Consider the following 24,001-nt stretch of genomic DNA (forward strand, 5'->3'; position numbering starts at 1 on the left):
TTTATCCCGCACGCCTGTGCGCTTTGGGACGAGACCGTTTCTCGACGTACATCCGTTCGTCAGCGGATTTCAACACCTCGTCCGCCGTCATGCCGCAGTGTGCCCATCCGATGCCGAAGCTGGCGCCCACGCGGACCGCCCGTCCGTCGACCCGGATGGGCGGAATGATCGCGTTCCGCAGCCGTACGGCGAGGTCCTGGGCGTCCGCGCGGCCGAGCCCGTCGGCGAGCACCACGAACTCGTCACCGCCGAGCCTGGCCACCGTGTCGCCGTCCCGGACGCCGCTGGTGAGCCGCCTGGCCACCTCGATGAGGACCGCGTCACCCGCGTTGTGCCCGAACCGGTCGTTGATCGACTTGAAGCCGTCGAGGTCGCAGAAGAGCACCGCGAGCCCCTTGGTGCCGTCGTCCGTCTCACCCTCGGGCGCGACCGTGTGCACATGGTGGTCGAAGGCGTCGTACGCCTCGGAGTCGGACCGGAAGTCGAAACCGTGGCCGTTGCCGTCGTACGCGGGATGCGCGTTCCCCTCGTACGCCGCGCCCGGCAGCTCCGCGTACTGCCCGTGCCCGTACGCCGCGTCCAGCGAGGCGACCGCGCCGGGCGGCAGGGACTGCGGGCGCTGACAGAGGCGGGCGCTGAGCCGGGAGCGCAGCTCGGCCGAGTTCGGCAGGCCGGTGAGCGCGTCGTGCGAAGCGCGGTGGGCGAGCTGCAGCTCGCGGCGCTTGCGCTCCTCGATGTCCTCGACGTGGGTGAGCAGGAAGCGGGGGCCGTCGGCGGCGTCCGCGACGACGGAGTTGCGCAGGTGGACCCAGACGTACGTGCCGTCGCGGCGGCCCAGCCGCAGCTCGGCCCGCCCGCCCTCGGCGGACGTTCTCAGCAGGGTGCCGATGTCCTCGGGGTGCACGAGGTCGGAGAAGGAGTAACGGCGCATCGCGGAGGCGGGGCGGCCCAGCAGACGGCACAGGGCGTCGTTCGTCCGCAGGATCCGGCCGTGCTGGTCGCCGCCCATCTCGGCGATCGCCATGCCGGACGGGGCGTACTCGAAGGCCTGGCGGAAGCTCTCCTCGCTGGCGCGAAGGGCCTGCTGCTCGCGCTCCAGGCGGACCAGGGCGCGCTGCATGTTCGCGCGTAGACGCGCGTTGCTGATCGCGATGGCGGCCTGGAAGGCGTACATCTGGAGCGCCTCGCGGCCCCACGCGCCCGGCCGCCGGCCGTTGCGCGGCCGGTCCACGGACAGGACGCCGATCAGCTCACCGCAGGCGGCGCCGGAGACACCCGGGGTGTACATGGGAGCGAAGAGACGGTCGGAGGGGTGCCACTCGTCCTCGAAGCGGGGCGCGGGGCCGTCGGTGTACCACTGCGGAACGTCGTCCTCGTCGAGGACCCAGCCCTCGGTGTGCGGTATGAACCTGAGGTCGCCCCAGGCCTCGCCCATGTTCAGCCGGCGGTCCCAGGAGGTGCGGGAGCCGACGCGGCCGGTGATCAGGGCCTCGGCGGCGGAGTTGCCGGCGAACGCGGCGACCACGAGGTCGCCGTCCGGGCGTACGAGGTTGACACACGCCAGCTCGTAGCCGAGGCCGGTGACCACGCCGTCGGCGACGGTCTGCAGCGTGTCGGCCAGGCTGCGGGCGGTGTTCATGTCCGCCATCACCTGATGCAGCTGCCGCAGGGTCGCAAGACGGACGTAGGGCTCCGACTCGGTCTCCATTCGCCCTCCCCTCGAGACCTCGCAGCAACTCCAGGGTTCTCTCGGCGTACTAGGTGCTCTTCGGTGGGTGCTCTTCGATGCTCTTCCGCGTACTGCTTGGTAGCTTCGTGCTTGGCGCCTCCGCCACTGAATCACAGCGCGCTGCCCACTCGGTACACAGGGTCAACAATTTATGGCCCCTGTGACTCAAGTCACAGATGAACGTGAACAATTGAGTGGGGTTTCTGCATTTTCCTCAGGCGTTAACTGAACGCATAGCGGGGACCTGTGCAGGGGCTGTGACTGATTGTGTCCGTCGTTGGTCCTAGGACCAGGTTCGGGCCGAGGTCCGATGTGACGGCCCGAGGGCGGAGACTAGCGTCTTGGCGTGCTGAAGACTCCCCCTGCCGCTCCGCCCTCCCCATCCGTGCATGCTGAGGGGGTGAGCAACGACGAGTTCCGCGACGCCATGTCCCGGCTGGCCGCGGGTGTGGTCCTGGTGACCGCGCGCGAGGACGCGCTGGACCTGGACGGCCCCGACGGCGAGGACGTCGGCATGACCGCGACGGCGTTCATGTCCGTCTCCCTGGACCCGCCCCTCGTCCTGGTCAGCCTGCGCGAGGGCTCCCGCATGGACGACCTGCTCGCCGAACAGCCCCTGTGGGCCGTCTCCGTGCTCTCCGAGAGCCAGCGCCACATCGCCGGCCGCTTCGCCATGAAGGGCCGCATCAGCGACCGGCTGCTCTTCGAGGACATCCCGTACGTCCGCGGCGAGATCGCCGGGGCGCCTCTGGTGGGCGGCGCCCTGGCGACCCTGGAGTGCCGCACGGAGCAGCGGGTGGCCGCCGGCGACCACACGCTCGTCATCGGCCGCGTGCTGACCGCTCGGGTGCCGAGCGCGGACGGCGGACCGCTGACCTACTTCAAGGGCCGGTACCGGCAGTTGGGATAGCGGCTCCTAACCCTCCAGGAGCGTCAGGTCCAGCCCGGCCAGCCGCTCCGGGTCGTTGAGGATGTCGATCACGGCGATCCTGCCGTGTACGACCGTGAATGCGAGGACGCCTACCGGGCGTCCCTCGGCGACCACCACGACACCCGCGGCGCCGTTGACGAGGGCGGGCCGCGCGACACGCGCGAGGTGGGCGAAGCTGCTCGCCCCCGAGGCCACGGCGATCGCCCCGGCCGTCACGCCGCCCTCAGAGCGCGCCACCACATCCGGATCGAGCACCGCCACGAGCGCGTCGAAGTCGCCCTCGCGGGCCGCCGCCAGGAACGCGTCGACGACCTCCCGCTGCTGGGCGAGGTCGGGATCCGGCGCGGGCGCCCCGCCCTGGACCCGGCGCCGGGCCCGGCTGGCGAGCTGACGGGACGCCGCCGGCGTACGGCCCACGATGGGCGCGATCTCCTCGAACGGCACGGCGAACAGGTCGTGCAGCACGAAGGCGAGCCGCTCGGCGGGCGTCAGCGTCTCCAGTACGACGAGCAGCGCGAGGCCCACCGAGTCGGCGAGCAGCGCCTCCTGCTCCGGGTCGATGCCGTCGGCGGGACTGATGACGGGATCCGGCATCCGGGCGACGACATCACCGGGCTCCGCCACGGGCTCCTCGCCGCGCGTCCTGCGCGAGCGCAGCATGTCCAGGCAGACCCGCCCCACGACGGTCGTCAGCCAGCCGCCGAGGTTGTCGACCCGGCTCGCATCGGTCCGGCTGAGCTTGAGCCAGGCCTCCTGCACGGCATCATCGGCCTCGGTGAGCGATCCGAGCATGCGATAGGCGACGGCGCGCAGATGACTCCGGTGCGACTCGAACCGCTCGGCGAGGAATTCGGCCTCACTCCTGCCGGGCGCACCCGGCATATCCGGCGCGCCCGGGAATTCGCTGTCGCTCATGTCGGTCACATCTCCTCGTCACGATCCGTCCCGTCAGTTCTTTGACGGATCGCGTGGAAGGGATGTGACAGACCCTAGCCCCAGTCGCGCCCGGAGCGGCCGCGCTTGGTGTCGGAGCGCTGCTTCTTCTCGCGCAGTCGGCGTTCGTTGATCCCGCGCGGGATGCGGGTGGGCCGGCGGGGCTTGGGCGGCGGGGCGGTGGCCTCGGCGAGCAGGGAGGCGAGCCGTACGGCCGCGGTCTCCCGGTTGCGCCACTGGGAGCGGTGCTCGGAGGCCTTGACGCTGATGACGCCGTCGACGAGGCGCCCCGCGAGCTTGGCGAGGGCGCGCTCCTTCCAGACGGGCGGCAGCGCCTCGGTCTTCGCGAGGTCGAACCGCAGCTCGACCTGCGAGTCGCTGGTGTTGACGTGCTGTCCGCCGGGCCCGCTGGACCGCGAGAAACGCCACATGAGCTCGGCCTCGGGAAGGGAGACGGAGCCGCGGATGACGTAAGGACCGGACATGGGTCCATGGTCGCGTGCGTGACGGGCCCACGTCACCTCGTTTTCAAGGCCGTACGGGAGTCTCGTCCTTGGTTCCGGCCTCGGACTCGCTGGTTCCGGTCTCGGACTCGCTGGTTCCGGCCTCGGACTCGCTCCCGCTCTCGGTGAAGAAAGTCCGTCGGTAAAGAAAGTAAAGACACCTGGAACCTCGGCACCCCTCTCGGCGTTCATAGGGGTACCGGTAGCTTCGTCCCCAGTACGAAGCCCGTACGCAACGAGGGAAGGACTCCCAATGGCTGTAAGCCTGTCCAAGGGTGGCAACGTCTCGCTCACCAAGGAGGCTCCGGGCCTGACCGCCGTCACCGTGGGCCTCGGCTGGGACGTCCGCTCCACCACGGGCACCGACTTCGACCTCGACGCCTCGGCCATCGCGGTCAACCAGCAGGGCAAGGTCTACTCGGACGCCCACTTCGTCTTCTTCAACAACAAGCAGACCCCGGACCAGACCATCGTCCACACCGGCGACAACCGCACGGGCGAGGGCGCGGGCGACGACGAGGCGATCAACGTCAACCTGGCGGGCCTCCCCGCCGACGTCGACAAGATCGTCTTCCCGGTCTCCATCTACGACGCCGAGACCCGCTCGCAGAACTTCGGCCAGGTCCGCAACGCCTACATCCGCATCGTCAACCAGGCCGGCGGCGCCGAGATCGCCCGCTACGACCTCTCCGAGGACGCGGCGACCGAGACGGCCATGGTCTTCGGCGAGCTCTACCGCAACGGCGCGGAGTGGAAGTTCCGCGCGGTCGGCCAGGGCTACGCCTCGGGCCTGGTCGGCATCGCCCAGGACTTCGGCGTGAGCGTCTGACGTTCACCCGCGGCACGCCGCACACACGACGTCCGCCTGTCCGGGGAAGGTCTCCCGGCCAGGCGGACGTGGCGTTTACGCACTTGGCACTACGGCCGCGGCGCACGTGGCAGCACCGCCGCATCAGGTCCGGCCTGCCTGCCGATCCGGTTCGGGCTCCTGAGCGGGCGAGCGGCGGCTAGCCTGCCCGGCGTGATCCTCGAAGCCCTCACCGCCGACCACGACATCCCGGCACCCCTCCTCGCCGAACTCACCGCGCTCTACGCCTCCCACCGCGACTTCCACGCCCTGAGCGGGGACTTCCCGGACCCCGACGACATCCGTCCGGAGCAGGTCGCGGCCGCACTCGCCGAGGAGTTGGCGAACCCGGACGTGGAAGTGCTGCTCGCACGCAGCGAGGGGCGGCTCGTCGGGACCGTGATCACCCTCGCGCGGCATCCCGACCCTGATGATCCCGACCCGTGGATCGGGTTGCTCCTGGTGGACGCGGGCGAACAACGCAAGGGGTACGGCCGGGAGTTGGTGGCGAGCGTCGAGAGGCGGTTCCGCGGCGCGGGGCGGGACGCCGTCCGGCTCGCCGTACTCGACAACAATCCCCAGGCCCTCGCCTTCTGGACGACCCTCGGATACGAGGCCGTCGACCACCGCAAGGACCGCCGACTCGGCCGACCCTGCGCGGTGTTGCGCAAGGCGCTGCGTACTCCGCGGCGGGCCGCGCGCATCGCCGTGCTCGACCCCGACGGTGCGGTCTTCCTGTTCCGGTACGACAACGAAGAGGTCGGCGCCCACTGGGCCATGCCCGGCGGCGGGCTCGAAGAGGGGGAGAGTCCGCGGGAGGGCGCCCTGCGGGAGCTGCGCGAGGAGACCGGGTGGGACGACCTGGAACCGGGCCCTCTGCTGTGCACCTGGGAGCACGACTTCACGCGGGCCGGAGTTCCCGTGCGCCAGCACGAGCACATCTACGTGGCGTGCGGACCCCGTCGTGAGCCGGCCGGCGACCATCTCGCCGCGGCGCACGCCGAGGACGAGATTCTGAACTGGCGCTGGTGGACCCGGCAGGAGCTGGCCGACACTACGGACGCTCTCTGGCCGCCCAGGCTTCCCCAATTGCTGGCCGGGATGGAGGGTGAGCCGTTGCGTGGATGACCTTGGCGGGCGCCCGGACTCGGGGCGCCCGTCGGGGTCGGTTCGACGGTCGTCGCCGACCGGACGCGACGCGTTCCCCCATATGCGCGGCCATGCCCATGCGCCCGCATACCGAATACTCCACTCCATCTTCCGGACACGAATACGTAAAGGGTTGACTGCCCTCTGTCAAAGAAGGCCTCACAGGTGCCACTCTCTCCCCCGTGCCACCCCCCTCACGGCACGTGACGGTCCGTCACACCCCGACGGGCGTCACACCTCCCCAAGGAGACCGAGTGAGACACCAATCCCGCGCCTCCCGCAAGACCGCCCTCCGCGCCGCCGCCCTCGCCGCGTCGGCCGCGATGGTCGTGCTCGCCGTGCAGAACGGATCCGCCACCGCGGCCGGGAAGCAGGCCACGCAGGGTGCGGCACCCGTCGCCCTCAGCACATCCGCCCGCGCCGAAGCCCTCAAGTCGGCCCAGGCGGACGCCGGTTCGACCGCCGAGAAGCTCGGCCTCGGCGCGAAGGAGCAGCTCGTCGTCCGGGACGTGGTGAAGGACGCGAACGGGACCGTCCACACCCGTTACGAACGGACGTACGCCGGACTTCCCGTCCTGGGCGGCGACCTCGTCACGCACACCACGGAGAGCGGAACGCTCAAGAGCGTCAGCAAGGCCACCAAGGCCCGTATATCCGTGGCGTCCACCGACGCCAAGATATCCGCGGCCACCGCGAAGAAGTCCGCCCTGAGCGCCGCCGCTTCGGAGAAGAGCACCTCCGCTACCACGCGCAAGGTCGTCTGGGCCGTGAGCAGCACGCCGGTCCTCGCGTACGAGTCCGTCGTCAAGGGTCTGCAGCACGACGGCACGCCCAGCGAGCTGCACGTCATCACCGACGCCGCCACCGGCAAGAAGGTGTACGGCTACGAGGCCATCGACACCGGCACGGGCACCAGCGAGTACAGCGGCACCGTCGCCCTCGGCACCACCGCCTCCTCCTCCGGCGGCTACGACCTGATCGACGGCGGCCGCGGCGGCCACAAGACGTACGACCTCAACGGCGGTACGTCCGGCACCGGCACCCTCTTCCACGACGCGGACGACAGCTGGGGCGACGGCACGCCGGCCAACCGCCAGACCGCGGCCGTCGACGCCGCCTACGGTGCCGCCGTGACCTGGGACTTCTACAAGTCCGCGTTCAACCGCAACGGCATCGCCGGTGACGGCAAGGCCGCCTACTCCCGCGTCCACTACGGCAACGCCTACGTCAACGCCTTCTGGTCCGACAGCTGCTTCTGCATGACGTACGGCGATGGGTCCGGCAACACCCACCCGCTCACCTCGCTCGACGTGGCCGGGCACGAGATGAGCCACGGTCTGACCGCTGCCACCGCCGGGCTGAAGTACTCGCGCGAGTCCGGCGGCCTCAACGAGGCGACCTCCGACATCTTCGGCACCTCGGTCGAGTTCTTCGCGGCGAACACCTCCGATGTCGGCGACTACCTCATCGGCGAGAAGATCGACATCAACGGCGACGGCACCCCGCTGCGCTACATGGACAAGCCCAGCAAGGACGGTGGCTCCGCCGACTACTGGTCCCGCACGGTCGGCCGCCTCGACGTGCACTACTCCTCGGGCGTCGCCAACCACTTCTTCTACCTGCTCAGCGAGGGCAGCGGAGCGAAGACCATCAACGGGGTCAGCTACAACTCCCCGACCTACAACGGCTCCACGGTCACCGGCATCGGCCGCACCAAGGCGTACCAGATCTGGTACAAGGCCCTGACCACGTACTTCACGTCCTCGACGGACTACGCCGCCGCACGAATCGGCACCCTCAAGGCGGCCGGCGACCTGTACGGCGCGAGCAGCGCGGAGTACGCGGCGGTGGCCTCGGCCTGGACCGCGGTCAACGTGAACTAGCTGCCGAAGACGACCAGTCGGGCCACCCCGTCCTCCTCAGGGGTGGTCCGGCTTCCCCTCCCCGTACAGCCAGTCCTTCCAGATCTCGCTGAAATCCTTGTCCGGCGCCATCTTCTCGACGTACGCGGTGAAGTCGTCGGTGTCCGCGTTGCCGTGGCGGTGGCCGGCTGCCCAGCCCTGGATGATGTCGTAGAACGTGTCGTCGCCGACGGTCTGGCGGATCTTGTGGAGGACCATCGCGCCGCGGTCGTAGACGGGGTTGTCCAAGACGCTCGCGGGGCCGGAGGGCTTGGCGGGCGGGAAGGCCCAGACGGACTCGCTTTCCTCCGCGTCCTCGTAGTAGTCGCCCTTGTAGAGGGAGTGGAAGATCTCGTCGGCCGTGTCGCCGCCGTGGTCCTCCTGCCACAGCCACGCCGCGTAGGTGGCGAAGCCCTCGTTGAGCCACAAGTCCCGTGTGGTCTTGGGGCTGACGGAATCGCCGTACCACTGGTGGGCCAGTTCGTGGACGAGGAGCTCGGTCCCGGGGGCGCCCGGGAAGACGGGGCGGGTCTGGGTCTCCAGGGCGTAGTCCGCGTCTTCCGGGCGGTCGACGATGGCGCCCGTCGAGGAGAAGGGATACGGACCGAAGTTGTACTCCGCCCACTCCATGATGTCGGGGATGCGCGCGAGCACCTTCTTGCTCGCCTCGACCTGTGTCGGATCGACGGCGACGTACACGGGCAGGCCGTTCTTCGTCGTCGAGCGCGTGATCCTGAACGTGCCGATCGCGACCGTGGCGAGATAGCTCGCCATCGGCTCGGCGGCGTGCCAGGCGAAGGTCGTACGGCCGTTCTTGGTCGTTTTGCTCTTCAACTCACCATTGGAGACGGCCTGCAGGACCTCCGGGACCGTGATCTTGATGTCGTACGACGCCTTGTCGGAGGGATGGTGGTTGCCGGGGAACCACGCCATCGAGCCGGCGGGCTCCCCGAGGGCGAGGGAGCCCTCGGCCGTGTGCAGCCAGCCCTCCCGCGAGCCGTCCGCGTCGGTGATCGTCTCGGGGTCGCCCGAGTAGCGGACCGTCGCACGGAACGTCTCCCCCTTGTCGAGGTCGTCGTGCGGGCGCACGGTCAGCTCCTGTCCGGCGCGATTCCAGCGGGCGACCTTGCCCTCGACGGTGACGCCGTCGACGTCCAGCCCCTTGAGGTCGAGGTTGAACGCGCTGAGGTTCTGGGTGGCCCTGGCCGTGATCTCCGCCGTGCCGACGAGATGCCGCGCCTTGGGGTCGTAGGAGAGCGTCAGTCCGTAGTGGCTGACGTCATAGCCACCGTTGCCCATCTTCGGGAAGTACGGGTCGCGGACACCGGACGCGCCGGGCTTCCCGTGCACTCCGCCTCCACTGCACCCGGTCAGGGCGACGACGAGCGCCAGGGCAAAGGGGGCGGCGACGGGAGATCGGGGCACACTTGTCATCCTATGAGGGACGCCGCCCTCCGGCGCCCTGGCACCGTCGCTCCGTGGCCGGCGGAGCCGCCCAGTCGGCCGTGACACCATCACTTACGTGCTCGACATCGGCTACGCCCTCTCCAACCGCTTCCCCGACCCCCCGCAGACCGACTACCGCCGCGCGGACGTCCACGCACTGCGGCACGACCTGTTCTGCGGAGACGTCTACCTCGCCGACACCAAGGCGGACCGGGAGCTGTCCACAGCCTGGGGATGGGTGCCGGTGCTCGACTTCGCGTGGGCGCTGTGCGACATCGTGGAGCAGCTCGACCAGGACCCGCGCGGCAGCCGGGCCTCCCGGCCGCAGCACGCGGAGCTGGACTTCACCGAGTCGACCGACCGCATGCTCTTCGAGCGCCGCTTCGGATGGGTGGACATCGAGGCCGACTGGATGCCGGGCGACGAGGAACCGCTGACCTTCTCCCACTCCGAACTCCGCCGCGAGGCCCGCGACTTCCTGCACGACCTGATCGCCGACCTCACCGACCTGCACGACGACCTCGCCGAGAACCCGGCGATCTGGACCCTCCAGGCCCGCTTCCCGCGGGTTGGCTGACCCCACCCCGCACGCCGACGCGTCGTCTCGGTCCGGTCCGGTCCGGCCCGCAAGAAAACACCCGGGCTACAGGAAGTTGGCCGCGACCTCCGCGAAGACCCGTCGGCCGGCCGCCGGAAATCGGCCTCGCTGACTCCCCTACGGGGCACGGCCGCCGCACGGACCGCACACCACGAGGAACACGCTACGACCAGCACACCGACCCCGGCTTCTTCAATCCGGACCGATCCATCCGCGAGCTGCTGCCGCGCCGATCGCCCCGGACCGACCAGCGCGGTCGATCACCCCTGACGATCAGCGCGGTCGATCACCCTGGCCGGTCAGTCCTGGTCGACCCCCACCACCCGCACCCCCATCTCCGCCGCCAGCACCGGCGCCAGATCCATCAGCTGGACCGGACTGATCACCGCCCCCGCCAGCCGGCCCACCCCCCGCGCGATGTCCAGCACCGCCGCCGCGCGCAGGTCCACGTCCGTGAGGGTCGCCGAGGTGAGGTCCGCGCCCTTGAGGACGCAGTCCACGAACTCGACGCGCTCCAGCCGGGCGCCCCCGAAGTCCGGCTCGACCAGGACGCATCCCTCGAAGACGACGTCCTTGAGGTGGGCCTTGCGCAGGTTCAGGTAGTCGATCTTGCCGCCGCGGATCAGGACGCGCTCGAGCACGGATCCGTGCAGTTGCACTCCGCCGAGGCGGGCGTCGATCAGTTCCACGTCGCGCAGGGTCGACTCGGCGAGATCGGTGCCCACGCCCCGTATCCCCGTCAGCACCGAGTCCAGCACGCGCGCGTGATGCAGCGACGTCTCGTCCAGCGCGCAGTCCGTCAGCGCGCAGTCCATGAAGCGGGCGCCCCAGCCGTCCTGCCCGACGAAGTCCAGCTCCCGGAACTCCAGCCCGTCGTAGTCCCCGTCCGGCTCCAACTCCCCGCCGCCGTACGGCTCCAGCGCCGGCAGCCGCACCTCAGGCCGCCGTGCCGCCTTCACCCCGGTCCCGGACGCCTTCGCTCCCGAACCGCCGCTCCCACCCGCCGCTCTCCTCGCCATGCCCCCATACTGCACGCCGCCACTGACAATCCCCCCGACCTGCGAAGACGCCGCCCATGTCACATTCCGGGGCCCTCGACCAGTCGTATTCAGCAAGACGCCCGCACAGCAGGGAGAGGCCCACCATGCAGCACATCACCGTCATCGGCGGCGGCTTCGCCGGACTCACCGCAGCCATCACCGCCGCCGAGGCCGGTGCCGAGGTCACCGTGTACGAGGCGCACCACACGCTCGGTGGCCGGGCCCGCACCGCCGAGGGCCCGTACCGGACGAACGAAGGCCCCCACGCCCTCTACCGCGGCGGCCCGCACTGGACCTGGCTCAAGCAGCGGGACCTGATCGGGCCGCTCGCCCCGATCCCGCCCTTGGAAGCCGCCCGGCTGCGGCTGCACCACAAGGGCGCCCTGCGCCGCACCCCGCCCTTCGCGATGCTCAAGCTGCTGCGCCGCTCCTCCCAACAGGCGCCGGTGGACGTCGACTTCATGACGTGGGCGACCAAACAGGCCGGGGAGGAAGGCGCTCGGGCCGCCGCGCACTACTCCGCCGTCGCCCTCTTCCACCACGACCCCGGTGCGCTCTCCGCCGCATTCGTCCAGGAACGGCTGCGCCGGGCCACCAAGCTGCCCCCGGAGGCGCACTACCCGAGGGGCGGCTGGGCGAGCGTCATCGACCGGATGGCCGCCCGGGCATGGAATCTCGGCGTGCGCATGGAGACCCTGGCCCGTGTGGACACCGTGCCCGTGGATCAGGGGCCCGTCATCATCGCCACCTCCCTCGCCTCCGCCCGCCGCCTCCTCAAGGACGACTCGCTGACCTGGACCAGCGGGCGGACCGCCCTCGTCGATCTGGCCGTACGCACCCGCCGCGGTGACGCGTTCGCCGTCTCCGACCTGGACTCGCCCGGCTGGATCGAACGGTTCACGGCCCAGGACCGCACGCTCGCCCCGGCCGGGGAGCAGCTCATCCAGGGCCAGATACCGATCGCCCCGCACGAGTCCGGGAGGGACGGCATCGCCCGTGCCGAGCACCTGCTCGACCTCGCCTTCGCGGGCTGGCGCGAGCGCGTCATCTGGCGGCGGGAGGCCGTCGCCAACGGCCGTACCGGCGCGGTCGACCTGCCCGGCACAAGCTGGCGGGACCGGCCGTCCATCGACCGGGGCGACGGCGTCTACCTGGCGGGAGACCAGGTCGCCGCCCCCGGGGTCCTCTCGGAGGTCTCCTTCAACAGCGCCCTCGAAGCCGTCGCGCTGGCCTTCAGGATCCGGGAACGCCTTGACCTCAAGCATGCTTGAGGTTGAACGCTGGGTTTCTCAGAACGATTGGGGAACCCACCATGCACGCCATCCGCCTGCACGCCTTCGGCCCGGCCGAGAACCTCACCCACGAGAAGGCCGAGGACCCCGAGCCGGGCCCCGGCCAGGTCCGTATCGCCGTGGCCGCGGCGGGCGTCCACCTCCTGGACGCGGCCCTGCGCGAGGGCATGCGGGGCCCGGCCCCCGAGCCCACGCCACTGCCGACGATCCCCGGCCGCGAGGTCGCGGGAACCGTCGAGTCCCTCGGGGAGGGCGTCGCCGGTCTCTGGCTCGGCAAGCGCGTCGTCGCCCACCTCGGCTTCGCACCCGGGGGCTACGCCGAGCTGGCCGTGACCGACGTCGACCGCCTCCACGAGATCCCCGCGAACCTGGACTTCGCCCAGGCCGTCGCCATGATCGGAACAGGTCGTACGGCCATGGGGATCCTGCAGTTCGCCGAGCTCGGCCCCGATTCGGTGGCCGTCGTCCCCGCCGCCGCGGGCGGCATCGGCACCCTCCTCGTGCAGTACGCGAAGCACGCGGGCGCCACCGTGATCGGCCTGGCGGGCGGCCCGGAGAAGGTGGCCCGGGTGCGCGAGAACGGCGCCGACCTTGCCGTCGACTACAAGGACCCCACCTGGCCGGAGCAGGTCCGCGCCCGGCTGGACCCGCGCACGGCGACGGTCGTCTTCGACGGCGTCGGCGGCGAGGTCGCCCGCGCCGCCGTCGGCCTCCTCGGGCCCGGCGGCAAGCACATCGTCTTCGGCTGGTCCGGCGAGGGCATCCAGGGCGGGGAGCCGCTGGTCGTCGAGGGCGTGACGGAACAGGTGCTCGGCCCGGTGATGCTGCGGAAGGCGGGCGGCCCCAACCCCGTACGAACCCTGGAACTGCGCGCCCTCGCCGAGGCGGCCGCCGGTCGCCTCAGCCCCGCCGTGACGCGCTTCCCGCTCGCCGAGGCGGCCGCCGCCCACCGGGCGCTGGAAACCCGGGGCACGATCGGAAAGGTGGTGCTGGAGCCGTGAGCGACGGCCATACGACAAGAGATGCGATACATCCCGTTTCATGGTCTTCTGGCCGAGTGAGCGTCACCCGAACAGGTGAATCCAAGGCTCCCGCAGGCGCCGATCCCCACCGCTGGTGGGGCCTGGTGATCATCGCACTCGCCCAGCTGATGGTCGTCCTGGACGCGACGATCGTGAACATCGCGCTCCCCTCCGCCCAGCATGACCTGGGCATCTCCGACGGCAACCGGCAGTGGGTCATCACGGCGTACACGCTGGCCTTCGGTGGTCTTCTACTGCTCGGCGGGCGGATCGCCGACCTCGTCGGCCGCAAGCGCACCTTCGTCTTCGGGCTCATCGGGTTCGCCGTCGCCTCCGCGATCGGCGGGGCGGCCACCAGCCCCGGCATGCTCTTCGGCGCCCGCGCGCTGCAGGGCGCCTTCGCCGCCGTACTGGCCCCCTCCGCGCTGTCGCTGCTGACCACCACCTTCACCGACCCGAAGGAGCGCGGGAAGGCCTTCGGCGTCTACGGCGCCCTCGCGGGCAGCGGTTCCGCGATCGGCCTCATCGCGGGCGGGCTGCTGACGGAGTACCTGAACTGGCGCTGGTGTCTGTACGTCAACATCCCCATCGCGATCATCGCGGTCTTCGGCGCGTTCGCGCTGCTGCGCGACCGCCCGGGCAACAAGGGCGCCCGGCTCGACATACCCGGTGTGGTGCTGGGCTGCGGCGGCCTGGTCGCGCTCGTCTACGGCTTCAGCGAGGCGGAGCCGCGCGGCTGGACGGACCCGCTGGTGCTGCTCCTGTTCGCGGTCGGCGCCGTCCTGCTGACCGCCTTCGTCCTCTGGCAGAGGAAGGCCCCGAGCCCGCTGCTCCCCCTGCACATCGTCAAGGACCGCAACCGCGCCGGCTGCTTCCTGACGATGGCCCTCGCCGTCATCGGTCTGTTCGGCATGTTCCTGTTCCTGACCTACTACCTGCAGGTCGTCCTCGGCTACTCGCCGGTGAAGACCGGTTTGGCCTTCCTGCCGCTGACGGCCGCGATCATCGTCGGTTCCACGCAGATCTCGGCCCGGCTGCTGCAGCACGTGGCGCCGCGCATGCTGATGGTCCCCGGCATGATCCTCGCGGCCGGCAGCATGCTGATCTTCACCCAGCTGAGGGTCGACTCCGACTACACGGGTCGGCTGCTGCCCGGACTGATCCTGATGGGCCTCGGCATGGGCCTGACATTCATGCCGGTCTTCGCCACCGCGACCGCCGGGGTCGCCCCGCAGGACTCGGGCGTGACCTCGGCGACGGTCAACACCTCCCAGCAGGTGGGCGGTTCGATCGGTACGGCTCTGCTGAACACCATCGCCACCACCAGCGGCGCGGCGTACATCGCCGCCCACCTCCACGACCCCGCCCAGCAGGCCCTGGTCACCAAGGAGGGCATCGTGCACGGCTACACCGTCGCCATCTGGTGGGCCGTCGGCATCATGCTCCTGGCCGCCCTGGTCGCGGGCCTGATGGTCACGGCGAAGCCCCCGAAGCGCGCGCCCGCGGGCGCGCCCGTGCCCGAGTCGGTGGCCTGAACCGGGCTCGCGTACGGCAGCGGGGCGAGGCCCGGTCCGGCCCCGCCCCGCTGTCCTACGCGTCAGGGGATCAGCGCAGTCGCCGTACGTCGATCGCCCAGATACCGCGCCCGTGCGTGGCCGCGTACAGCCGCCCGTCGGGTCCGGTCCGCAGCTGGAGCACGGCCGTCGTGGGCAGGTTGTCCCCGGCGACCTTCCAGCCGGAGGAGCGGGAGGTCCGCACCAGCACGCCGAGGTCCGTACCGACCGCGACGACGCCGCCCTTCAGCAGGGCCACCGAGTTGGCGGGCACGTCGGGCAGGTTCCCGGAGACGTCCTTCCAGGTCACCCCGCCGTCCCTTGTCTCGAACAGATGCCCGACGCCTGCGCCCGGACCCTCGGTCCACTTGCGCGAGAAGCCGTTGACGGCGAGCAGCACGTGGCCGGAGTCGGCCGGATCGATGGCGAGGCCGGAAAGGTAGCGGTTGGGGACCGTGCCGTCGACCGGGAGGGTCAGCTGGTGCCAGCCCGTGCCGTCGGCGTTGCCCACCGCGATGCCCCGGGTGAAGCCCGCGTTGTTGCAGGGGCCGCACCAGGCGGCGTACACCTTGCCCCCGGAGGAGGCGACGGCGGTGGCCGTGTGGCCCTCACCGAGGTCGTACGCGCCGAACCACTCTCCGCCGCTGCGGATCGCGTACCCGTGGGTATTGATCCAGACGTGGCGACCACCCGCGACCCAGGTGTTCTTGTCCTTGATGTCCGCGTTCAGCGGGGCGATGAAGCGGGCCTCACCGGTGGCGTTGTCGGGCGGGGCCACGGAGTACGAGGTCGCCTTCGACGGGTCGGCGACCCAGCTCCCGTCGTTCACCGCGCAGTTGTTGGTGACCGAGACCGCCAGGTAGACGTACTCCGCGGCGATGTTGCACCCGTTGTCCGGGTCGGCGATCGTGTCGCCGCCGTCACCGCCGAAGTTGGAGCCCATCACACGGTCGCCGGGCCGCAGGATCGACTGCCCGTTGTCCTGCAGGCCGCCGGTGACGGCGAGGCCGCGGGAGTCGGTCCCCACGCCCACCGAGTAGTACTGCAGCGTGTCCATCGTGCCGTCGTTCAGGGACTTCCAGTCGGTGGCGTGGCCCGAGGCGTCGGCGCTTCCCTTGACGGGTCGCTTGTAGACACCACCGTCGTCGCCCACGACCACGTAGGGTGCACCCCCATCGCTGCCGATCGCGACCGAGTGCTGGTCGGGATGGGTGGTCGCCGGGCAGTCACCGCTCTGTTTCGCCGGGTCGATGGACCAGCAGGCGAAGCCGAAGTTCCAGTACGGCCCGGGCACGCTCCAGCTCGCCCCGCCGTCCTTGGTCTCGAAGACCTCCTCCAGGCCCGCGTACACATGGTCGGGGTCCTTGGGGTCGACCTGGAGGAACTGGTCGTACCAGGCCTGGATCCCGGGCTGGTATCCGTCACCGGTGAGCGCGGAGCCCGAGTCCCGCAGCTGCTCGTATCCGGCGATCCTCGTCCAGGGCCCGGTCGGTGAACCGGACTTGGAGACGAAGACGCCCTCCAGTCCGCTGTCCGGGTTCTCGGCGGTCATCTCGGGCGACTGGTCGATGGCGTAGTACCGCGACCCGTCCGCGCTGCGCGCGAAGGTCACATTGCCGACGTCCTCGCTGTTGGTCGGCAGATCCCCCAGGCCGGTCAGCCGCTCCCAGCCCCGGCTCCCCTTCGCGTAGAAGCCGTTGTACGTGTCGCCGCCGCGCCAGCCGACGGCCAGCACGACCTTGCTCGGATTCTTCGGGTCGATGGCGATGTCGCTGGTGATGTTCTTGTACGCGGCCGACGGGTCGGACGCCTTCGTGCCACCCGGCAGATAGTCCGGGTTGGGCGCGAACTCCAGCTTCCAGGCGCCCTTCAGGGACTTGGTGGAGTGGCTCCACACCCCGCGCGTGGTGGCGGCCCACACCTTGTCGCCGCCGAACCGCAGCGCGTTGATGGACGTGGACTCCAGTTCGTCCCCGCCGACCCGGTCACGCGGGCCGAAGCTGCCCTTGCGCGGATCGTCGAGGACGTAGACGCCGGTCCCGAGGAAGGAGGTCGCGCTGGTGTTGGCCTCGCCGGTCGCGTACCAGAGACGGCCGCGCGGATCGAGCTGCAGATCGCCGGTGGACAGGGCGGGCAGCCGGTCGGAGATGTTCTTCCAGTGGCCGCCCCCACGGCTCGACCGGAAGACACCGCCGTTGGCGGCACCCGCGTACACATACCCGTGGCTGTCGGCCGCGAGCCCGGTCACCCGTCCGGTGACCTTGCCCGCGCCGCCACTGGAGTTGGAGTTGATGTCGCGGTAGCGCGAGTCGTCGGCGTCGTACGGCAGCCGGGTCACATCGCTCCAACTGCCGCCCGTGTGCGGCAGATCGGAGAGCTCGTCGAACGCCGCTCCGTATGCGCCCGGCGCCACGATCCCCGGCGAGGTCCGCGCCTCCGCGTACTGGTCGGCCTGCTCGGCGATGTTGCCCGACTCGTCCTCGTCCTCGTCCCCCGGGTCCTCCGCGAACGCCGACAGGCCCTTCTGCTGGTTCAGAAGGGCCTGTCGCTGTAGCGCTCGCACACCGAAGGGGTCGGTATCACCGCCCGACGCCGCCTGGGCCTGCGTAACCGTCAGACCCAGAGCGGCGGTCGCGGCGAAGACCGCCCACACCCGTCTCCTTCTTCGGAAGCCGTTGGCTGCCATGAAAGTGCCCTCCCCTGAGGAAGCCGTGGCGTACATGACACAAGCTGCCAAACAGCTTTAGGGGGAAGGGAGTTATGAGAGAGCTGTGGGACGGCAATCAGAGAGCAAAGTTTCCTCAGTGCCGCCCGGCCACCCGGTCCGCCACTTGAGCCAGGCGCGACGACTGGGCGCTGTGCGTGGTCAGTTCGCGGCGGTCGGCCGTGCGGTAGGTGGCGTACATGCCGTGGACGCCGATCCAGCGGAAGGGCTCCGGCTCCCACTTGCGGACCTTGTGGTTGACCCACGGAAGCCCGGTCAGGTCGGTCGCGCCCGCCTGCCCGGAGTCCTGCTGGACGAGGTCCCGCAGCGTGCGCGCGGCGAGGTTGGTGGTGGCGACGCCCGAGCCGACGTAACCGCCCGCCCAGCCGAGGCCCGTCGCGCGGTCCAGGGTCACCGTGGCGCACCAGTCGCGCGGGACGCCGAGGACGCCCGACCAGGCGTGCGCCACCCGTACGCCCGCCAGGGACGGGAAGAAGCGGACGAGAATCTCGTGCAGCGCCTCGATGGTCGCCTGCTGCGTACGGCCGTCGTTGTCGGTGCGCGAACCGAAGCGGTACGGGACGCCGCGGCCGCCGAGCGCGATCCGGTCGTCGGCGGTGCGCTGTGCGTACATGTACGCGTGCGCCATGTCGCCGAGCGTTTCACGGCCCTCCCAGCCGATCGACTCCCACTGCTCCGCCGACAGGGGCTCCGTCGCGATCATCGACGAGTTCATGGGCAGCCAGGTGCGCTTCTGGCCCTTCAGGGAGGCCGTGAAACCTTCCGTGCAGCGCAGCACGTACGGCGCGCGAACCGTGCCGTACGGCGTGACCGCGTGCTTCGGGCGGATCTCCGTGACCGGCGTCTGCTCGTGGATGGTGACGCCGAGCGCCTCGACGGCCGCCGCGAGCCCCTTGACCAGCTTCACCGGGTGCAGCCGCGCGCCGTGCGGCGTCCAGGTCGAGCCCACCGCGTCCGCGACCCGGATCCGCTCGGCGGTCTCCCGGGCGCCGTACAGCTCGCGGTCCTTCTCGCCGAACGACAGCTCGTGCGCGTGGAAGGCCTTGAGCCGGGCCAACTGGGCCGGTGTGTACGCAACTTCGAGGACACCGCCCTGATGGATGTCGGCGTCGATGCCCTCCTCGGCGGCGGCCCTGACGACCTCGTCCACCGTCTCGTTCATCGCCTGCTGAAGGCGCGCGGCCGCCTCGTGGCCGTGCAGCGTCGCGTACCGGTCGCGGCCCGCGATGCCGTTGTAGAGCCAGCCGCCGTTGCGCCCCGAGGCGCCGTAACCGCAGAACTTCTGCTCCAGGACGGTGATGCGGAGGAACGGGGCCGCCTTCTTCAGGTAGTACGCGGTCCACAGTCCCGTGTAGCCGCCGCCCACGACGACGACGTCGGCGGACGTGTCGCCGGGCAGCGGCTCCCGCGTCTCGGGGAGGCCGTCGTCCGCGTACCAGAAGGAGATGCCGCCGTTCACGACATTGCTTGCCGAGCTGCTCATGGCCGGGACGTTAACCCCTGAGAGCGGCCACTGTCTCCTTCGGATTCCGTGCTTTTCCGCGGCCCCTGACCAGCGGATAGCAGGCCAGACCGATCAGCACCGAGATGAAATGTCCGAGATCGGTGAAGGTGCGACCGGTCGCGAGCGGCACCCCGTAGACGACGAGGACGACCACCAGACAGGGATACCGCCAAGGCGAGGCGATCCGGTACGTGAGCACCGCGATCACCCCCGCCAGCGCGTAACTCACCCCGATGTCCAGCGTGTTGACCGCCGAGTGCGGCACCACCCCGTGCCGGATGGCCAGCAACAGCGCCCCCTCACTGATGAGCGAGGCCAGTACGTGCGCGGCCACGCACACCAGCAGCCAGCGCGCGGTGCCCAGCCAGCGCTCCGCCGGGGCGTGGAAGACGATGTACAGGACGGCGTACGGCACCCAGTGCCCGCCGTCGATCCACATGGCGCTGGCGATCAGCACCCGCACCGGGTTGTTCCACAGTCCGTGGATGTTGGTCGAGCGCTGCCGCAGGAACTGCTCCTCGAACTCCGGCGACATCTGGTGCACGGCCACCGTGGTGACGAAGAGGATCGCCAGCCAGACGTAGGTACCGGGGGCGCTGCACACGTACCTCCACACCCTGTGGAGGCCCCCGTCAATTCGCATGAGCCGATTCACCCACGCCGCTAGGGTCCCATATGTGATCGACATTCCGGATGAGTTGGCCGCCTCTCAGCTCACATTCAACGGAGAGGCCGGTCGCGCGTTCATCACCGCGCTCCCGCAGCGGGCAGCGGACTTCCTCGACCGCTGGGAGCTGCGCCCCGACGGCCCCTCCATGCACGGTGTGACGGCCCTGGTCCTTCCCGTGCGCCGCCCCGACGGCACTCCGGCCGTCCTCAAGCTCCAGCTCCTCGACGAGGAGAGCGAGGGCGAGCCGGTCGCCCTGCGCGTCTGGGACGGCGACGGAGCGGTACGGCTCCTCGAACACGACGCGGCCACCGGCACCATGCTCCTGGAACGCCTCGACCCGGCCCGCATGCTGTCGCACGAGCCCGACACGCGCGAGGCCGTCCTGGTCATCGCCCGTCTGCTGGCCCACCTCACCTCCGTACCGGCACCGGCGGGCATGCGGCGGCTCGGCGACATCGCGCGGGCGATGCTGGAGCAGCTGCCGTGGGCGCTGGAGCGGGTTCCGGACCCGGTCGCGCGCCGCCTCCTCACCGACTGCGCGGCCGCCGTACGCGAGGTCGTCGCCGAATCCGGCGACCGGCTGCTGCACTGGGACCTCCACTACGAGAACGTCCTCGCCTCCGACCGCGCCCCGTGGCTCGCCATCGACCCGAAGCCACTGGCCGGCGACCCCGGCTTCGACCTGTGCCCCGCCCTCGACAACCGCTTCGACGCGGACGAGATCCGCTGGCGCTTCGACGCGATGACGGACGTGATGGGACTGGACCGGCAACGGGCCCGGGCCTGGACTCTCGCCCGCGTCCTGCAGAACTCCCTCTGGGAGATCGAGGACGGCCGCCCCCTGGGGGCGCAGCAGCTGGAGATCGCCCGCCGACTCCGCGACGACCGCGGCCGGACACGGAATTCGCCCTGAAGCTAGCCTCGCCCCATGATTCGCACCGCGACCCCCGCCGACATCCCCGTCATCCACGCCCTGGTCCGTGAACTGGCCGAGTACGAGAAGGTCCTGGAGGAGGCGAGGGCGACACCGGAGCAGCTGCGCGAGGCGCTCTTCGGCGAGCGCCCGGCGGCGTACGCGCACATAGCGGTGGACGACACGACGGGCGAGCCGGTCGGCTTCGCCCTGTGGTTCCTGAACTTCTCGACATGGCGCGGTGTCCACGGCATCTACCTGGAAGACCTGTACGTACGCCCCGGGGCCCGCGGAGCCGGCCACGGCAAGGCGCTGCTGACGGAGCTGGCGCGGATCTGCGTGGAGCACGGATACCAGCGCCTGGAGTGGTCCGTCCTGAACTGGAACCGCCCGTCGATCGACTTCTACGAGTCGCTGGGCGCCCGTCCGCAGGACGAGTGGACGGTGTACCGGCTGACGGACGGGGCGCTGCGGGCGCTGGGCGATGACGGGCGCCGTCCGGGTTCGTGAGCAGCTGGAGCCCCGCGCGCTTTCGAGCTGCTGGAGCCCCGGTCCTCTTGAGCTGTTGGAGCCCCCTGTCGGATTCGAACCGACGACCTTCGCTTTACAAGTTCGACCAACTGATCGGCCTGCCTGGGTGCCAAGCCCATGGCATGGCCCGGTGCGTGCCCGGGGAGCCGCTGACGACCGCTCCAATCTGCTGACGTTGCCGTCAGAGTCTGCCGTCAGGACCTCTTCGTCCCGAATTCTCGGCTGGGTGGTCATTGAGGACTGATGGGCTAGTCAGCCGCCATCGACGGCTTTTGAGGGTCGGCTGCGGTTGCGGTGTTCTTGAAGCAGGTCATCCCGGCGATGGAGACGCGTCCGGAGCCCCGGCCTCGTACCCGGACCACTGGCGTCTGGCCGACCCGGCCCCAGGCTTTTGCCCGTGGCGGCCTCAGCGACCGACTGGCCTCGTCCTCGCAGACGATCCAGGCCCCGCGGACCGCCGCGGTGCTTTTACCCGCGGCCGCACCTCCTTCTTCCACAACTCGACCGCCTCATCGTCCCGCTCGATCGCCCTACGGGCCGGCTGCTGCCACGACCAGCCATGACGCTTCAGCAGCCGGGGACCATCGCGGAGGCGAAATCCCCCGTCCCATACATGGAGATCTGGGCCGACCGCAACCATCGGAGGCCGATGCCTGCCTGGACACGCTTGCTTGGCAGCCCCGGGTCTCGGCACCGGGCTGTCCCCGGCTGGGTTGACGACCGGCGACGACCCGAGCCGTGACGACCCGCGCCAGCCGACGTGCACGGCGCCCTCACGGCCACGTTCCGGCGGCGTCGGGGTGCTCGCCTGCGCGGGTCAGAGGGCGTGGAGGGAGGGTTCGGGTGGGCCGGAGAGGCGGTGGAGGCGGGCGTAGGCGGGGCTGCGGGCGAGGAGCTCGTCGTGGGTGCCGGTGTCGGTGACCCGGCCGTCCTCCAGGAGGACGATGCGGGTGGCGCTGCGGACGGTGAGCAGGTTGTGGGAGATGAGGATCGTCGTCCGGCCGGCCATCAGTTGGTGCAGCGGCCCCAGCACCCGGTGGCCGGACTCGGCGTCCAGGCCGGTGGTGGGTTCGTCCAGGATGAGGACGGGCGCGTCCCGGACCATCGCGCGGGCGATCGCCAGTCGCTGCCGCTGCCCGCCGGAGAGCAGTTGCCCGCGTTGGCCGACCACCGTGTCGTAGCCGTTCGGAAGGCCCGTAATGAACTCGTGGGCGTTGGCGGCCCGGGCCGCCGCGACGATCTCCGCCTCGCTGGCCCCCTGCCGGCCGTAGGCGATGTTCTCCCGGACGGTGCCGTGGATGACCAGGGTGTCCTGGAGGAGGACCGCGATGTTCTCGCGCAGCTCGCGCAGCGCCAGGCCCCCCAGGTCGTGCCCGTCCAGGCGGACGGTCCCGTACTCGGGGTCGTAGAAGCGCAGCAGTAGCTTGATGATGGTGGACTTGCCGGCGCCGCTCGCACCGACTAGGGCCACCGTCTCGCCCGGTCCGGCGCGGAAGGTGACACCGGAGAGTGCCCGCCCGGGCGCCCCCGGGTAGCGGAACCACACCTCGTTGAACTCGACGGCGCCACGGGCGTGGGCCAGCCGCCGCGGTGCGGGCGGGTCGGTCACCTGAGGCTGCTGGTCGAATAGTTCGATGATCCGCTCGGCGGCGGCCGAGGCCGAGAAGAAGGCGTTGCTGAGCCCGGACGCGCCGCGGATCGGGCTGTACAGCTGGCCGAGCAGGGTGAGGAAGACCATCAGCCCGCCCAGGGTGAGCCGGCCCTGGGACAGCTCCCAGATGCCCATGCCCAGGACGATCAGTCCGCCGAGCAGTTCCAGCAGGTCGACGATCGGCTCGAACAGCCCGCGGATCCGGGTCGAGGCCAGGACCGCCCGGAACCGTCCCAGGTTCTCCCGGCGGAAGCGCTCCTGTTCCCACTCCTGCCGGTTGTACGCCTGGACCAGCATCACGTTGCCCAGGGTCTCCTCGCTGAGAGCGCTGATCGAGCCGCTGAGCCGCCGCCGCTCCCGCGAGGCCGCCTTGATCGGCCGGGAGAACCGCCGGGCGGTGAACCAGAACAGCGGTGTCACCACCAGGGCGACCAGGGTGAGGTCCCAGCGCAGATAGAACAGGAGGGCGAGGAAGATCGCGAGTCGGGCTAGCTGCGAGACCGCGGTGACGATGCCGGAGAGCAGGAAGGTCTCGACCGCCTCCACGTCACCGGTGAGCCGCGAGAGCACGTCGCCCAGCCGTCTCCGTTCGAAGAAGCCGTGGGACAGGCCCTGGAGATGTCGGAACAGATCGGAGCGCAGATTCAGCAGGAACTGTTCACTGACCCAGGTCGAGGCGTAGTCGTCGGCGAACCCGAGCAGGCCGCTGAAGAGGGTCAGGCCGATATAGGCCAGCGCGATCGGGAAGAACGGCTGGAGTCTGTGCGGGAGCAGCACGTCGTCGATGACGATCTTGAAGAGCCAGACCTCCGCGGCGGAGACCGCCGGGGCGATCACGACGAAGAACAGCAGCAGGATCAGCCAGCGGCGTCGGCCTCGGGTGTAGGGCCAGAACCGCCGGAAGATCTGCCGTAGTGGGACGGGCGGGGCGGCGGCGACCAGCGCCGCGTCCCCGTCGGGGTTCTCATCGACAGTCAGTAGTCGCCGGAGTGCGGACGACACGGTGTGGGCCCTGCCTCATTGTGATGGCCGGGCGATTCGGCCCGGCCCTCAAAGAGTGATG

General features: G+C 70.4%; 19 protein-coding genes and 1 pseudogene. 10 read left to right on the forward strand and 10 right to left on the reverse strand.

The genetic code is table 11. The features are described from left to right. Position 1 precedes the first annotated feature (1 nt). Entirely contained in the window at positions 2-1,708 is a 1,707-nt protein-coding gene (gene cdgB, locus ACZ4RZ_RS33815; RefSeq protein ID WP_467750507.1) for a diguanylate cyclase CdgB, read from the reverse strand. Positions 1,709-2,156: 448 nt separating this feature from the next. Here cdgB and ACZ4RZ_RS33820 point away from each other — a divergent pair, with 448 nt between their 5' ends. Further along, on the forward strand, positions 2,157-2,639 hold the full coding sequence (locus tag ACZ4RZ_RS33820) for a flavin reductase family protein (protein WP_467750754.1): 483 nt from the start codon (positions 2,157-2,159) through the stop codon (positions 2,637-2,639). A gap of 6 nt (positions 2,640-2,645) precedes the next feature. Here ACZ4RZ_RS33820 and ACZ4RZ_RS33825 read toward each other — a convergent pair whose 3' ends face one another. Further along, on the reverse strand, positions 2,646-3,575 hold the full coding sequence (locus ACZ4RZ_RS33825; protein ID WP_467750509.1) for a sigma-70 family RNA polymerase sigma factor: 930 nt from the start codon (positions 3,573-3,575) through the stop codon (positions 2,646-2,648). 74 nt (positions 3,576-3,649) lie between these two features. Beyond that, positions 3,650-4,078, reverse strand: a complete 429-nt coding sequence (gene arfB / locus ACZ4RZ_RS33830) for an alternative ribosome rescue aminoacyl-tRNA hydrolase ArfB (RefSeq protein ID WP_467750511.1) — start codon at positions 4,076-4,078, stop codon at positions 3,650-3,652. A 271-nt stretch (positions 4,079-4,349) separates the two neighbouring features. Between arfB and ACZ4RZ_RS33835 the strand changes: the two genes are divergently transcribed. From ACZ4RZ_RS33835 to ACZ4RZ_RS33845, 3 genes are all read left to right on the forward strand, one after another. Further along, positions 4,350-4,925 carry a TerD family protein gene (locus ACZ4RZ_RS33835; protein ID WP_467750513.1) on the forward strand — a complete coding sequence of 192 codons (576 nt, stop codon included), beginning with the start codon at positions 4,350-4,352 and terminating at the stop codon, positions 4,923-4,925. Positions 4,926-5,117: 192 nt separating this feature from the next. Beyond that, complete coding sequence (locus ACZ4RZ_RS33840) at positions 5,118-6,071, forward strand: GNAT family N-acetyltransferase (protein ID WP_467750515.1); 954 nt, start codon at positions 5,118-5,120, stop codon at positions 6,069-6,071. A gap of 344 nt (positions 6,072-6,415) precedes the next feature. Further along, positions 6,416-7,975 carry a M4 family metallopeptidase gene (locus tag ACZ4RZ_RS33845; RefSeq protein WP_467750755.1) on the forward strand — a complete coding sequence of 520 codons (1,560 nt, stop codon included), beginning with the start codon at positions 6,416-6,418 and terminating at the stop codon, positions 7,973-7,975. A 36-nt stretch (positions 7,976-8,011) separates the two neighbouring features. Here ACZ4RZ_RS33845 and ACZ4RZ_RS33850 read toward each other — a convergent pair whose 3' ends face one another. Continuing rightward, positions 8,012-9,427: a M1 family metallopeptidase gene (locus ACZ4RZ_RS33850; RefSeq protein WP_467750517.1), complete on the reverse strand. Its 1,416-nt coding sequence runs from the start codon at positions 9,425-9,427 to the stop codon at positions 8,012-8,014. Between the two features lie 88 nt (positions 9,428-9,515). On the opposite strand from ACZ4RZ_RS33850, the gene ACZ4RZ_RS33855 reads away from it, so the two are divergent. Then, the gene (locus ACZ4RZ_RS33855; protein WP_467750519.1) at positions 9,516-10,016 is read left to right on the forward strand and encodes a hypothetical protein; all 501 of its coding nucleotides are present in this window, start codon (positions 9,516-9,518) and stop codon (positions 10,014-10,016) included. 320 nt (positions 10,017-10,336) lie between these two features. Here ACZ4RZ_RS33855 and ACZ4RZ_RS33860 read toward each other — a convergent pair whose 3' ends face one another. Further along, entirely contained in the window at positions 10,337-11,056 is a 720-nt protein-coding gene (locus tag ACZ4RZ_RS33860) for a pentapeptide repeat-containing protein (protein WP_467750521.1), read from the reverse strand. Between the two features lie 56 nt (positions 11,057-11,112). Here ACZ4RZ_RS33860 and ACZ4RZ_RS33865 point away from each other — a divergent pair, with 56 nt between their 5' ends. The 3 genes from ACZ4RZ_RS33865 to ACZ4RZ_RS33875 are packed head-to-tail and all read left to right on the forward strand — an operon-like array spanning position 11,113 to position 14,926. Continuing rightward, positions 11,113-12,348: an FAD-dependent oxidoreductase gene (locus tag ACZ4RZ_RS33865; protein WP_467750523.1), complete on the forward strand. Its 1,236-nt coding sequence runs from the start codon at positions 11,113-11,115 to the stop codon at positions 12,346-12,348. Positions 12,349-12,389: 41 nt separating this feature from the next. After that, a complete protein-coding gene (locus ACZ4RZ_RS33870) occupies positions 12,390-13,370 on the forward strand; it encodes a zinc-binding dehydrogenase (RefSeq protein ID WP_467750525.1) in 981 nt (326 codons plus the stop codon). Between the two features lie 56 nt (positions 13,371-13,426). Further along, positions 13,427-14,926 carry an MFS transporter gene (locus ACZ4RZ_RS33875; protein WP_467750527.1) on the forward strand — a complete coding sequence of 500 codons (1,500 nt, stop codon included), beginning with the start codon at positions 13,427-13,429 and terminating at the stop codon, positions 14,924-14,926. A gap of 70 nt (positions 14,927-14,996) precedes the next feature. Here the strand turns inward: ACZ4RZ_RS33875 and ACZ4RZ_RS33880 are convergent, their stop codons facing one another. The 3 genes from ACZ4RZ_RS33880 to ACZ4RZ_RS33890 all read right to left on the reverse strand — a co-directional run bounded on the left by ACZ4RZ_RS33880 (position 14,997) and on the right by ACZ4RZ_RS33890 (position 19,816). Next, positions 14,997-17,630, reverse strand: coding sequence for a beta propeller repeat protein (locus ACZ4RZ_RS33880; RefSeq protein WP_467750529.1), 2,634 nt, complete (start codon positions 17,628-17,630; stop codon positions 14,997-14,999). Positions 17,631-17,745: 115 nt separating this feature from the next. Further along, a complete protein-coding gene (locus tag ACZ4RZ_RS33885; RefSeq protein ID WP_467750531.1) occupies positions 17,746-19,152 on the reverse strand; it encodes an NAD(P)/FAD-dependent oxidoreductase in 1,407 nt (468 codons plus the stop codon). A gap of 10 nt (positions 19,153-19,162) precedes the next feature. Beyond that, on the reverse strand, positions 19,163-19,816 hold the full coding sequence (locus ACZ4RZ_RS33890; RefSeq protein ID WP_467750533.1) for a rhomboid-like protein: 654 nt from the start codon (positions 19,814-19,816) through the stop codon (positions 19,163-19,165). Here ACZ4RZ_RS33890 and ACZ4RZ_RS33895 point away from each other — a divergent pair. Both ACZ4RZ_RS33895 and ACZ4RZ_RS33900 read left to right on the forward strand, forming a co-directional pair. Next, a complete protein-coding gene (locus ACZ4RZ_RS33895) occupies positions 19,815-20,756 on the forward strand; it encodes an aminoglycoside phosphotransferase family protein (RefSeq protein WP_467750535.1) in 942 nt (313 codons plus the stop codon). The genes ACZ4RZ_RS33890 and ACZ4RZ_RS33895 overlap by 2 nt on opposite strands. Before the next feature lie 15 nt (positions 20,757-20,771). Continuing rightward, positions 20,772-21,266, forward strand: a complete 495-nt coding sequence (locus ACZ4RZ_RS33900) for a GNAT family N-acetyltransferase (RefSeq protein WP_467750537.1) — start codon at positions 20,772-20,774, stop codon at positions 21,264-21,266. Positions 21,267-21,586: 320 nt separating this feature from the next. Here the strand turns inward: ACZ4RZ_RS33900 and ACZ4RZ_RS33905 are convergent. Both ACZ4RZ_RS33905 and ACZ4RZ_RS33910 read right to left on the reverse strand, forming a co-directional pair. Continuing rightward, positions 21,587-21,864: pseudogene (locus ACZ4RZ_RS33905) on the reverse strand (winged helix-turn-helix domain-containing protein); the annotation flags it as partial. Positions 21,865-22,104: 240 nt separating this feature from the next. Further along, positions 22,105-23,940, reverse strand: a complete 1,836-nt coding sequence (locus ACZ4RZ_RS33910) for an ABC transporter ATP-binding protein (protein WP_467750539.1) — start codon at positions 23,938-23,940, stop codon at positions 22,105-22,107. Positions 23,941-24,001: the final 61 nt, after the last annotated feature.

The sequence above is a fragment of the Streptomyces sp. NPDC027189 genome (genome assembly GCF_055566975.1).